Annotated in this window: 10 protein-coding genes; 6 read left to right on the top strand and 4 right to left on the bottom strand. The window is 40.4% G+C overall.

Translation table 11 applies throughout. The annotated features are described in order from the left end of the window. Positions 1-8: 8 nt before the first annotated feature. Positions 9-1,001 carry an L-threonylcarbamoyladenylate synthase gene (locus tag ACT3CD_RS12710; protein WP_444646012.1) on the top strand — a complete coding sequence of 331 codons (993 nt, stop codon included), beginning with the start codon at positions 9-11 and terminating at the stop codon, positions 999-1,001. A gap of 55 nt (positions 1,002-1,056) precedes the next feature. On the opposite strand, the gene ACT3CD_RS12705 is transcribed toward ACT3CD_RS12710, so the two are convergent. Continuing rightward, complete coding sequence (locus ACT3CD_RS12705) at positions 1,057-2,052, bottom strand: alpha/beta hydrolase fold domain-containing protein (protein ID WP_444646011.1); 996 nt, start codon at positions 2,050-2,052, stop codon at positions 1,057-1,059. Between the two features lie 273 nt (positions 2,053-2,325). On the opposite strand from ACT3CD_RS12705, the gene ACT3CD_RS12700 reads away from it, so the two are divergent. Further along, positions 2,326-3,177, top strand: coding sequence for a fructosamine kinase family protein (locus tag ACT3CD_RS12700; protein ID WP_444646010.1), 852 nt, complete (start codon positions 2,326-2,328; stop codon positions 3,175-3,177). Position 3,178: 1 nt separating this feature from the next. Here the strand turns inward: ACT3CD_RS12700 and ACT3CD_RS12695 are convergent, their stop codons facing one another. Beyond that, entirely contained in the window at positions 3,179-3,880 is a 702-nt protein-coding gene (locus ACT3CD_RS12695) for a cytidylate kinase-like family protein (protein WP_444646009.1), read from the bottom strand. Between the two features lie 391 nt (positions 3,881-4,271). Further along, complete coding sequence (locus tag ACT3CD_RS12690) at positions 4,272-5,591, bottom strand: hypothetical protein (RefSeq protein WP_444646008.1); 1,320 nt, start codon at positions 5,589-5,591, stop codon at positions 4,272-4,274. Between the two features lie 552 nt (positions 5,592-6,143). On the opposite strand from ACT3CD_RS12690, the gene ACT3CD_RS12685 reads away from it, so the two are divergent. Further along, positions 6,144-6,677 carry an NUDIX hydrolase gene (locus tag ACT3CD_RS12685; protein ID WP_444646007.1) on the top strand — a complete coding sequence of 178 codons (534 nt, stop codon included), beginning with the start codon at positions 6,144-6,146 and terminating at the stop codon, positions 6,675-6,677. A gap of 18 nt (positions 6,678-6,695) precedes the next feature. Here ACT3CD_RS12685 and ACT3CD_RS12680 read toward each other — a convergent pair whose 3' ends face one another. Continuing rightward, positions 6,696-6,914: a hypothetical protein gene (locus ACT3CD_RS12680; RefSeq protein ID WP_444646006.1), complete on the bottom strand. Its 219-nt coding sequence runs from the start codon at positions 6,912-6,914 to the stop codon at positions 6,696-6,698. A gap of 207 nt (positions 6,915-7,121) precedes the next feature. Here ACT3CD_RS12680 and ACT3CD_RS12675 point away from each other — a divergent pair, with 207 nt between their 5' ends. The 3 genes from ACT3CD_RS12675 (at position 7,122) to ACT3CD_RS12665 (ending at position 12,359) form a co-directional block, all read left to right on the top strand. Further along, positions 7,122-7,943, top strand: a complete 822-nt coding sequence (locus ACT3CD_RS12675; protein WP_444646005.1) for a universal stress protein — start codon at positions 7,122-7,124, stop codon at positions 7,941-7,943. Positions 7,944-8,141: 198 nt separating this feature from the next. Next, entirely contained in the window at positions 8,142-10,238 is a 2,097-nt protein-coding gene (locus ACT3CD_RS12670; protein WP_444646004.1) for a peptide MFS transporter, read from the top strand. Positions 10,239-10,853: 615 nt separating this feature from the next. Next, entirely contained in the window at positions 10,854-12,359 is a 1,506-nt protein-coding gene (locus ACT3CD_RS12665) for an NAD(P)H-hydrate dehydratase (protein ID WP_444646003.1), read from the top strand. Positions 12,360-12,603 lie beyond the last annotated feature (244 nt).

The following is a 12,603-nucleotide window of genomic DNA, read 5'->3' as shown; positions in this document are numbered from 1 at the left end:
GGGCGAAAATGATTAAATCAGGTAAAGACATCATTTTTGCTTCAAAATTAATACGGGAAGGCAAGTTAGTTGCCTTCCCTACCGAAACAGTTTATGGGTTAGGGGCCAATGGATTGGATGCTAAGGCTGTTGTCGGTATTTTTGAGGCAAAACAGCGCCCTTCTTTCGACCCTCTAATTCTTCATATTGCTTCAGCAGATACATTAGATACGGTATTTAAAAAGCCAATTAATCCGCTTATTTATAAACTCGCCGATAAATATTGGCCAGGACCATTGACTATTGTATCTGTCAAAAACAAGCAAATCCCCGATATTGTTACGGCTGGTTTGCCAACGGTTGCCGTCCGTATGCCCAATCACCCTATGGCACTCAAACTGATCAGGCAGGCAGGGGTGCCGGTGGCTGCCCCTAGTGCTAATTTGTTTGGCCGGTTAAGTCCTACAAAGGCAGCTCATGTTCGGGATCAATTACGTACCATTGACTATTTGTTGGAGGGGGGACAGACCAATATTGGTATTGAATCAACCATTGTAGCGGTTGCTGATAATCGTATTGAGATTCTTCGACCGGGGGCTATAACTGTTTCTCAACTGAAAATAGATTTCCCTGACGTTGAGGTGGTGTCTTCAAGTACTGAAAAGCATATTCAGGCTCCAGGTCAGTTGAAAAGTCATTATTCTCCACGAAAACCATTTTATTTATTTGACCAGTTGCCCGATAATTTGCCCGATTATGCGGCGTTGTTACTATTTAAACCATACGAAATTCCAGCAACGGCGAAGTCCAAGGTTTTTTTGTTGTCGACCAACGGCGATTTGCTTGAAGGGGCCTCTAAGGTTTTCTCGGTGTTACATGATTTGGAAGCCGATGATTCGGTGGAACAGATTTATGCCGTTAAGGTTAACGAAGAGGGGGTTGGGGCCGCTATTATGGATCGCTTGCGTAAAGCAGCTTATCGTTTTACCGGGGCGACTGATGAAGGTGAGATTGAAGTGTAATTAATTGTGAAGATAAGTGTTTAAAAAGCCCGGTTTCAACGGGCCTTTTTGCTTTTTACGGTTTAAATTTCAATTGATCTTTCAGGAAATGATCCATCCAATCTGCTGTTTGGTTAAACCAGGGGTGAAATAACCAGAATGTATGCATGCAGTGCTCATGTTCATATACTTTGGTCGCAATGCCGTATCGGTTCATTTCTTTAATCATGTCATTCCGGCCGCTATGAAAGCGTGGTATAGAGCTGTTGATGAATAACATTGGAGCTGATTTTTTGTTGACATAAGTGAGTGCTGATGCTTCATAGCGAACCGCAGGGTTTTCGCCGACGGTTGAGTTGAACCACAACGTCGCTGCCGAGGGCTTGCCTGGTTTGTCTTTGCCTTCGCCTGACTCGGGATGGATAAAGGCTAAAACGCCGTCAATATTTATTACGCCTTGTACTTTTTCTGAAACATGGGCGTAATTGGGTACGTTATATATTTTTTGGGATTCGTTAATGGTGCCAATCAATGCTGCTAATTGCCCGCCAGATGAAGTGCCTTCTAAAACAATTTGGTTGGGATGAAAACCGTATTGTTTGGAATGGATCCGAACCCATCGGATAGCTGTGATGATATCCTCTACTGCCGCCGGGTAGACCGCTTCTGTCGATAAGCGATATTCTACACATACACACGCATACCCTCTTCGTGCCATTTCGAAAGCCAACGGGTGTTCCATTGTTTTATTGCCACTGCGCCAACCGCCTCCGTGAATAAATATAATGACCGGTAACCGCGTTTTCTGTTGTTTCTGTTTGGGGCGAATAATGTCGAGATGTAGTGCGTGTTTGTCAAGTTGGAGGTATTCTATGTCGCGGAGAATGCTCAGTTCGCTGGTGTCGCCAACAGTTGCAACTTCTATATCTGGATAATATTTAATCTGTTTTTTGTATTCACTTCTGATGTTGAATGAGGTGTCGGCAGAAAACGTTTGGCCTTTTATTATATTAGCCATAATCAGTCCTGAAAAGATGAATAATATCAGTCGGTTGTTTTTTGTTTGATTCATTTTTCCCCTTTTTTGTAAAAATAATTAATTCAGCATTATTTATATGGGTAAGTATTGTTTGATTAACGATGGTATTTTGTGTTATTTGTGTCCTTTTGCATAATCAGAATTTGTTATAGAACGTTCAATTTTAAGACTTACGCAGCTCAAAATCTTGATTCTACTGATGTGAATAACTATTTTTGAGTGCAAGCGTAACAAAGTAGTTGATCTTTTATTGACAAATGCTAAATAAAGCAAGATCCGTTTCGAATTTATGTGATAGTGTGTTGTATGAATGAACAACAATTGACCGAACTGCTGAATGAAGAGATCTCTTCTGTTACAAGCCTTGGGGGAGGATGTATTGCCAATACCCAATTCGTTAAAACAGTGTCAGGGCGTCAACTCGTGGTTAAAGAATCAGCGCTTCCGGGGATGTCGCTAAATGAAGCCAATGGTCTTCGCGAGTTGAAAAGGACTGGCGTTATTAGAGTGCCTGATGTTATTTTTGCTGATGCCGGGATGCTTATGATTGAGTATATCTCACCGGGAAGAAAAGGAAACTGTTTTTTTGAAGATTTTGGTCGTCAGCTGGCGCAAATGCATCGTCACACCCGGATTGCTTTTGGATGGAATGAAGATAATTATATTGGTACTACACCTCAGTTAAATAAAGCCGTTGGAGATGAGGTGCAGCAATGGGCCGATTTTTATTTTAACAAGCGTTTGTTATTTCAATACCAACTGGCCGAACGTAATGGTTATGTTACCGATACATTCAAGCAGTTATTCTGTCGTTTAGAGTCGAGACTCCCTGAAATACTAAAGGGGAGTGAGGAGCCGCCTTCATTACTCCATGGCGATTTGTGGGGCGGCAATTATCTGGTTGATGAGCCGGGACAACCGGTACTTATCGATCCCGCAATATATTATGGACACCGCGAAGCTGATCTGGCTATGACTCGCTTGTTTGGCGGTTTTTCTGAAACCTTTTATCGCGCTTACCTCGAAGAGTGGCCTTTACCCGATGGTGCCGACTATCGTCAGGGTGTTTATACTTTATATCACGTCATGAATCATTTGAATATGTTTGGTGCCGGCTATTTGGCTCAAACACTTTCATTGATGCGGCAATATGTGTAGTTTATACAAAGCCTTTGCTTTCGGCCAGTATGATGACCATTTCAATAATCTCTTCGTCGGTCATGGTGGCGCAATTAAAAAAGACATCGAAAAAATCTATGTCGGGTCGTTCTTTTTCAAAATATCTCCGAAATTGGTTTCGACGTTTATCCATTTCAAATGCTTCTTTGCGTGCATCTGCCAGACTAATCCCTTTTTCTTTGGAAATTTGTTTGGCCCGCCATTCGATGGGTGCCTGTAATTTTATGTGAAAGGATTTCTCAAAGTTTTTGGTAATGGACTCTGCCGCACGACCTACAATGATAACGTTACCTTCGGCGCCTGCGTTGTATATAAATCTGGCAATGGTGTTTTTTATTTTAACGTCGCTTGGGTAAAACTCATCGGAGAAAAATAGCGCTACATTTTCAAAGAAGCCTCGCGTTTTATAATCTGATAAATCTTGCGTTAAATCAGCTGAGAGGTTTAACTCTTTGGCTGATTCTTCAATAATTTCTTTGCTGATCCAACGCCAGGGAAGTTTTTTTTCCTGAGCCATGTTTTTTTGGGTGAGCGCAATGCTTAATTTGTTTGCTATCCGGGCAGCTGGACATCCAAATTCTCGAGAGATGGAAATGACGGGGCCGGGAACATCGAAGTTTGGTCCGCTGCTCTTTTTTTTCCCTGTCCGTTCTTTCATGTATTTTAGGAAAAGGTTATCCATCGTTTTAGATTTTCATCCGTAAATAAATAGGTTTATCAAAGTCTGATGTAACACCGTGTTTGCTTTTTTATACAAACGGGTTTGTCGCATTCGGTATGTTGAATTTTGTCGCAGAAATTTACAAAAAAATGATGTAATGGCAAAAAAAAAAGGACAGATTAAAAATCTGCCCTTTCCCCTTAAATCAGCCTTTGTTAACCAAATCCAAATCTATGAAAAAAAATCTACGACAAAGGTAAGGCGTAAATCGGTGAAAATCATTAAAATCTCGTTAATTGATGTTAAGAGTTGAGGTGTAATGATGTTTTTCGTTTAATGCAATAATTGTCATCCTCGAATAACGTTTTAATGCCCTGTTTTTTTTGACAAAAGATGTTTTTTGCATTGTTGTTTATTTTTCCGGGTTAAAGCGTTCGATGTCGGAGGCCATAGCTATTGTTGCCTGAATGATTAAATTTTCCATCAATTTATTTCCTGAAATTATTTCTTTTGATTTTGTGTTAAAGCTTTTTCTTAGCTGATTGATGGCCGTTGTGCTGGTTACCATTCTGTCCATTGGATCTTTTTTTGATGAATACTTCCAGGTACCTGGAACCAGATTTTTGTAGTTACCGTCAAAAGAAGCCGATAGTGTTTCGTCGGCGTCGGAGCCATTAAAAACATTGGATACCAGAACTTCGTTTGTTTCAATATTAATGAGCATATAGCTGATGGACAAAGACGCTCCACTATTTCCTTTTTGTTGATTATAGTAGACCTTTTCATATGTCTGGTAACTCTCCCGTTCGCCCGACTCGGTGGTGCGATTTTTCGTTATTTTTAGATACGCTTTTTGTGGAATATTTTTAACCGGATTGGTGAATTGTGTGCAGGTGGTTATTTTGGCTGTTAAGAGATAATTTGTGGATAATTTTAGGCCAGCGGCTTTCATCAATTGAATCGCCAACATAGGCTCTGTGATGAAATTGAGTTTTCCGAAACTGTTAATAACCGGATCGTAAATAACCCGGTAAAAGGGCGTTTTTAGGTTGGATACTGCACTGATGGTGTGGCTTTGTAATTGTTCGGCCGTTGTATTTTGAGATTGGTTGGAGGTAAAAAACGGAACCAATGCTATTGTGATGGTGGCTTTGTGAAGCGCTTTTTCCCGCAACGAAACAGCGTCTTTGTACCCGCCGGCGCCACGAAGCACCTGATCAAAAGCGTAATAAGCTTTCCTATTAAGACCGGTGGACGTAAAGTTGATACCATCCCTGTATATAGGTTCATATCTGGCGATAATCCATTGTTCCCGGGTGTCTTTGTAACTGTTATCAATATTCCTGATTTCGCCCAATAGGGGTTCTGCCATCATAAAGTTTTCCTGCTGAAGATAGTTGACTCCTTCTTTATAGAGCTTATCCAGATAGATTGTTTTTACTTCCTCGAAATGGGATCTGTTTGTTTGATCAAAGTTTAGATAAACACCCAATGATTCAGCTTGCCGAAGGTAATTCTCTGCATCAATATAAGCGTAAACAGCTTCTTTGGTTTGCCGCGATTGGTAGAGTTGTGAAAATTGTTTTTGTTTATTATCGAGGGCCAGTTGTCCTGTCTTTTTTAGTCCGACTTTTGATTCCATGTTATCGCTGTTGGCCTGAAGTGACCGGATATAAAGATCGGCGGCCTCTTCATACAGTCCTGCTGATTCGTACTGATTGGCTTGTTTCATGTATTTTTTTGATGCACACGATGTTACTATTATACATGCAATTGAAAATAAGATTGTTAGTCGTAGTGTTGATCTCATCGGAAATGATTATTTATTGGTACAGATTGGATGAAACGTTGTGATTGATATGGTTTGTATAGTTGATACTGTCAATTATCTCTGATTTTTTTTGGTCTGTCTTGTCTCTACGAAGATTCTTTTTTTTGGTTCGGATTGAAGGGCGCTAAAATACGGCATTCTGTGAATAAAAATATATTTTTGACAATCTGCATGGACTTTCCTTTTTATTAAATGAAATTTTCTTGCAATGCATGAACCGGATTCCGTAGTTGTTTTTTATTGAGTGCTTGTCCGAAACGTTTTGTGGCAGATAGGAAAGTTGCATTTTTAATGCCTCCACGACTCGAAAATTGTTATTTTACCGGAGTAAATGACCATTTTGAGGATAAGCGTAACGCAGAATTTGGATTTTTCCTGCAAGCCCTTAATAGCATGCTTGGGTGAGCTGGTCAAGTGAATTTTGTTGGTCGGGAAATTTAAAATTAAACTATAATGACACATCCATCTGAAGTTATTAAGTATTGTCCGCGTTGCGGTTCGGGGAAATTTCCTGCCATGGATTTTAAGTCGTTTAAATGTGACGATTGTGGGTTTCATTTTTTTATAAATTCGGCTGCCGCAGTGGCGGCGTTGATTGTTAACGATCAGAATGAGTTGTTGTTGACATATCGGGCGTTTGAGCCTTGTAAGGGGATGCTTGATTTGCCCGGTGGTTTTGTGGATCCGGGAGAAGCTGCCGAAGTGGCTTTGCGCCGTGAGGTGAAAGAAGAACTGAATCTGGAAATAGCTGAGACGCAGTATCTGGGTTCTTTCCCGAATGAATATATTTTTTCCGGTTATTCGGTTTTTACGACTGATTTTGGATTTATCTGCAAAGTGGCGGATTTTGGTCACATCTCCCCGAGTGACGATGTTGCAGGATATGAATTTTTTGCCTTTAAGGATATTGATTATGACGCTATCAGTAGCGCTTCTATACGCCGTTTGGTAAAAATCTATGAACAAAGGTTCAATATTGATTTATAATGAATGATTCTTGGAGCATTAATCCGTCTGGTGTTGGCCCGAAAACTCTGATTCATAAACATAAACTTCATTTTTAAGGCTTTTGGAGCTTGATTGTTGTGTGTATTCTGTTGTAAATGAGTATTTTGAAATCAGGTGTAACGCAGGAGTTGTATTTTGTTTGTAAGCACGATATTGAGATGTGCTTTGATTTTCCATCGCCTGCCGTATTTTTATTTTAAGGAACTGGTATTTCATATTTTATTGTTGTAACTTAAAGATGCTATTTAATAGTGTTTATCCATAAGTCGGGAGTTTAAGCAGGGAAGTCCAAATTTGGGGTTTCTGAAGTTTGAAAAAACTGATGTTACTGGTATAAATGGTCATTTTAGGACAAGTATAACATCGAAATAGGACTTTTCTCGTTAGCATAAATACAATGTTTAATCGTTAATAATTGGCCTTATGAAACGCATTGTTCTTTTAACCGATTTTTCCGAAACGGCCCGAAATGCTGCGGTATATGGTATTCAGATGTTTCAGGAAAAAAAAGCAGAGTTTTATCTTTTTCATGCCTTTGATGTTGAGTTTAGCGGTAGTCCATACATCATGCAGGTGAAAGATGAAATGGCTGAGGAGAGCCAAAAGGGATTAAAAAAAGAGTTGTCTATTCTTCATCGTCAATTTCCCAATGTTCGCATTCATTTAATATCACGTTATGGGTCTCTGATAGAGGTGCTTCGAATGGAAATGTCAGAGGCTGGTTTGATGCCCGATATGGTGATTCTTGGCTGTCGTGGAGAAAGCGCTTTGGAAAATTTTCTTTTGGGAAGTAACGCTTTCGACGTTATCAGGCACATTAATATGCCACTTATTGTTGTGCCGCGTACTTGTTCTTATCGAAAACCGAAAAAATTGGTGTTTGCAACCGATTTGAAAACAATCGATGATAACATTGCGCTTCCGTTGTTTGAATTGGTGAGGTATCTTAATGCTGAACTCATGTTTGTAAATGTATTGGAAGACGAGTACATCAATCGTCTGGAAGCCGAGGAAACTATTGCCGGTTATTTCCCTGATGTGAAGTTGAGTTTCCATTTTATCGACGATTCAGATATTTGTAAGGGCATCTGTTCGTTTGCAGGTGACAATGGTGCCGATATGGTGGTAATGATACGATACAATTACAGCTTCTTTGAAAGAGTATTTCATCCCAGTATCACAAAAAAGATGGTGTTACAACCCGAATTTCCCATGATAATACTGCATGGACTACCTAAAAATTGAGGGGTTTTATAATTTTTTTTGATAGACGGATACCGGTTACGATATCCGTTTTTTTTATAAACCTGACAATTGTTAGAAAAAAAACCTGCGATTTGTTATATTTTTGGGAGTTTTTTATTGATTTTTATGGCGATTAGGATTTAAAACGTCCCAATAGACAAATTTGGGCAGGAATTAAAATCAAACGAATATACTATTATGGGAAACAGTCATCCGAAGGGGTTATATAACCTTTTTTTTACTGAAATGTGGGAGCGCTTTAGCTTTTATGGCATGCGCGCCCTTCTTATTTTGTACATGACCCGCCAGATGCTGTATGGCGATACGGCGGCTTATGGTATTTATGGGGCCTACACAGCTCTGGTTTATGCAACTCCTTTTATTGGAGGTGTAATTGCGGATCAGATTCTTGGCTATCGGAAGAGTATCTTTTTGGGTGGCTCATTAATGTCGGTCGGCCTTTTTTTAATGACCGTTAGTTCGGAGTTTTTCTTTTATAGTGGTTTGTCGTTCATTATAATTGGTAACGGCTTTTTTAAGCCGAATATTTCGTCCATGGTAGGTAAATTGTATGAGCCGGGCGACCCGCGCCGCGATGGTGGTTTTACAATTTTTTATATGGGTATAAACCTTGGCGCATTTTTTTCGCCGTTGACCTGTGGCCTGTTGGGTGAGATTTTTGGTTGGCATTACGGTTTTGGCCTTGCCGGTATCGGTATGATTGTGGGCTTAATCGTTTTTTCTTCGGCACAAAAATATTTTAATGCTGACAATGGAACTCCGCCAAATCCCGTATCGTTACGGAAGCCTTTGTTTGCTGGTTTAAGTCAGGAAATCCTTATTTATCTCGGCACTTTCCTTTCAATCCCTTTAATTGGTCTGCTGTTGTGGCATTATGATATGATGAATTATTTCCTGACACCTTTCGTGGTAATCGTGTTTGCAGGGATCATTTATATGTCAATACGAATGAGCAAAATAGAGCGTGAGCGTATATGGGTGATTCTGATTTTGGCTTTTTTCACCATCATCTTTTGGGCTTTCTTTGAGCAGGCCGGGAGTTCCATTACGCTGTTTACTGATTTGAATGTGAATCGTAGTATCTTTGGGTTTACCATTCCTACTTCTGTTTATCAGTCGGTTAATCCGTTGTTTATTATTTTGCTGGCACCAATATTTTCTTCCTTGTGGTTAGCACTTTCCAAGCGGAATAGAGAACCTAATACAGCGGTTAAATTTGCCATGGGGTTGTTTAACCTGGGACTTGGTTTTGGGGTTTTCGTTCTTGGCGCTTCCTTAGCTGGTGACGATGGTAAGGTTTCTATGTTATTCCTTTTCCTTGGTTATATGTTGCATACCATGGGTGAACTTTGTTTGTCGCCGGTCGGTTTGTCAATGGTAACACGACTGGCTCCGGCTCGTTTGGTTGCCATGATTATGGGTGCCTGGTTTTTATCTACTGCGATGGCTCAGTATCTTGGTGGTACGATTGCAAAGCTTACATCAACCGAACAATTTATGGAGACCGGCCTTTCTTATGAGGCAAAATCCGGTTTTAAAGGACGCGATGAGGTGTTATTACGTTCTTACTATGTGAACGAAGGCGATACGCTTTATTCGAAACCGCTTAAAGTGAATATTGATGTGACTAAAGAGGTGGATGAAGCTGAGTTTATAAAACCCGATGTTTTTAACATTTATCGGGCTGTGAAGCCGGGTGAGGCTGTTGATGTGAATTTGCGTGTGCCTTATCTTGATCCCACTGGTGATTTGACAACCATTAATTTTGAACCGAAAACGAAATATGGAAATATCACGGTAACCGGCGACACCGTCCGTTATCAGGCATCGGTTCCTGATTCGGCAATGGTATTTCCTTTGGTTGATACCTTGCAGTATGAGGTGTTTGAAACGGATGTGCCGACCCGTCGTCATAATGTGGCTCTGATTGTGACTGTTGATGATCATCGTGTGTTGCAACCAACATTGGTTCAGGCTGAAATGAATGTGAAAGTGCCTATGGCCACAGCTATTAAAAAGTCAAAGAGTACCATCAATGTTATGAATAATTTCTTCATGCCAGGCGGCGAAAAGATCAATTTGCAGGTTGTTAAGGAGTCTAAGGTCGGCTATATAGGCTTTGGAAATGTTCTGAATACATTTGTTGGTCCTTCCAAAACAATTCATATTTACAGTAAGGTCTTTTATTACCTGTTTCTTGTAGCTATTTCAGTGGGCTTTGTTGTGTTGTTGATTTCTCCTGTCCTGAAAAAATGGATGCATGGCGAACATTAATGAGGTGAACTGAGAATTTTATTAGAATTTTTTATGTTAAAAAAAGATGCAATCGCCTTTGTGGGATTGCATCTTTTTTTGGCTGTATATGAACTATTGCTATTCATTATTACCTTATTATTTTATAAACATTTTAGACCTTGTTTCATTTTTATCCGCCGCTATTATTTCTAAATTTGTTATTATAAAATTGTTGTAGGCAGGGCTAGAAGAAGATACTCCGTCTGGACACTAACGATTTGTTAAAAGATACATATGTCGCGATTATTGATATTGCAGAGAGATTTCATCATGATCGGACTTTGTAATGTCGGAATGCTGGCAGGAGGTTGTAAAGCAGACAGCGAATTTATTGATTAATTTGAATTAATGATTAAAGTAAGGTTGACAGAATGGAATTTTGAAGAAGTAATAATGAATATATCCTTTGATGATACGCCGATCAACCAGAATTTTCAAATGATACTTAATGCCATGTTGACAAATATTGATTAACTGAGAGAAATATCAATGGAACAGCGTAAATTTGACCTTTGGTAACTAAAAATGTCGGTTTGCAGCATGACCTCATAGTGCAAACATTATTTTTATTAAGGTGATTTATTGTAATATAATATGAAAATATTTCCGGTTCAAACAATTTCAAAAATCGATGCTTATACCATTGAACATGAGCCTATCCTGTCGGTTAACCTGATGGAGAGAGCAGCTCGTAAGATTTTTGATGTTTTACGAGATCGGTATAATGGAAGTGCCTTTTTGGTACTGGCTGGTCCCGGGAACAATGGAGGCGACGCTTTGGCCGTTGCCCGAATGTTATTATTAAATGGCTTTGATGTTACCATTGCTATGTTGAAAAGTGAAGGTTTGTCGTCCGATGCGCAATTGAACCGAAGCCGGCTGAATCATCTTCAACAGGCAAAGATTGTGGAACTTGATAAAGGTGATGAATTATTACAACCCGAAGTCAATACCATTATATTGGACGGATTGTTTGGCTCCGGATTAAACCGGCCATTGGAAAAAGAGGCGCTTGCGTTGGTGAAACGGATCAATGGCTGGTCAAACACTGTCATTGCCATTGATATTCCGTCGGGTTTAATGGGGGAAGATAATTTTAATAACCATTCGGAAGGTATCATAAAGGCAGATCTGACATTGACATTGCAGTTTCCCAAATTGTCATTTTTCTTCCCTGATACGAATCGTTACGTGGGGCGTTATGAAGTTCTGCCCATAGGGCTTCATCCCGTCATGATTGAGCAAACCAAAACAGAATGGTTTTATACTTGTCCGGAAAAGGTTAAGCAGATGTTTCCGACAAGGGAGCGTTTTACCCATAAAGGTGAAATGGGACACGTTTTGTTGATTGCGGGCAGTATTGGAAAGATGGGAGCTGCTGTTTTGGCATCACGGGCCTGCCTGAAGTCGGGTATTGGTTTGTTGACGACTCATGTGCCGCACGATGGTTGTAATATTTTACAAATTGCTGTGCCCGAGGCTATGGTTAGTATCGATCGGTCGGATTTGATGTTTACCGAATTTCCCGATTTGTCGGTTTATTCGGCCGTGGGTATCGGTCCGGGTATTGGAAAAGGGGCCAATTCGGCCAAAGCATTCATCGAACTACTTGGCAGCATAGGCACCAGGCCTTTGGTGATAGATGCCGATGGTCTTAATATTTTGGCAGCGCATCCTGAATGGCTTGAAAAGTTACCTGAGGGTGCTGTCCTGACACCTCACCCGGGTGAGTTTAGGCGCTTGGTTGGAGAGTGGAGCAGTGATTTTGACCGACTGCAAAAGGCAATTGCTTTTGGTCGCAAATATCACGTGGTATTGGTGCTTAAGGGGGCTTTTACAACAGTTGTGTGGCCCGACGGAACCGCCCATTTTAATCCGACAGGTAATCCAGGCATGGCTACGGCCGGCAGTGGAGATGCGCTTACAGGTGTGATTTTGGCTCTACTCGGGAGAGGTATTGATGCCCGGTATGCCGCAATAATTGGGGCTTATATTCATGGAAGGGCTGGAGATATGGCCGCCGGGGACGAAGGGTTCGATGGCTTGACCACGACAGATTTAATAAAGCATTTGGGGATTGCTTTTAAAGAACTGCAATAATTGTTCTTCGGGATCGTTCTTTTTGTAGAGGGGGATAGAAACAAATGGAGAGAAATGTTTGTTTCTATCCGGATGGATAGCGATAAGAAGTTTATTTGCGTGTCCAGTATAAAAGTGAAGGATTGAAACCCGATATTTGTTTAATATAGTTCGTTTTTGCAGAGCTGAGCTGATAAGGTTTATGTAAATTTGTTTTTAGAAGCTTAGGGGCTAAAAAGATACCGGTTTAGTGGCAGGTGAAATA

Origin of the sequence: Geofilum sp. OHC36d9, assembly GCF_052400685.1 — a bacterium.
GTDB lineage: Bacteria > Bacteroidota > Bacteroidia > Bacteroidales > Marinilabiliaceae > CAZHHH01.
The sequence above is the reverse complement of the archived record's forward strand: the minus strand, read 5'-3'. Positions and strand labels throughout refer to the sequence as shown.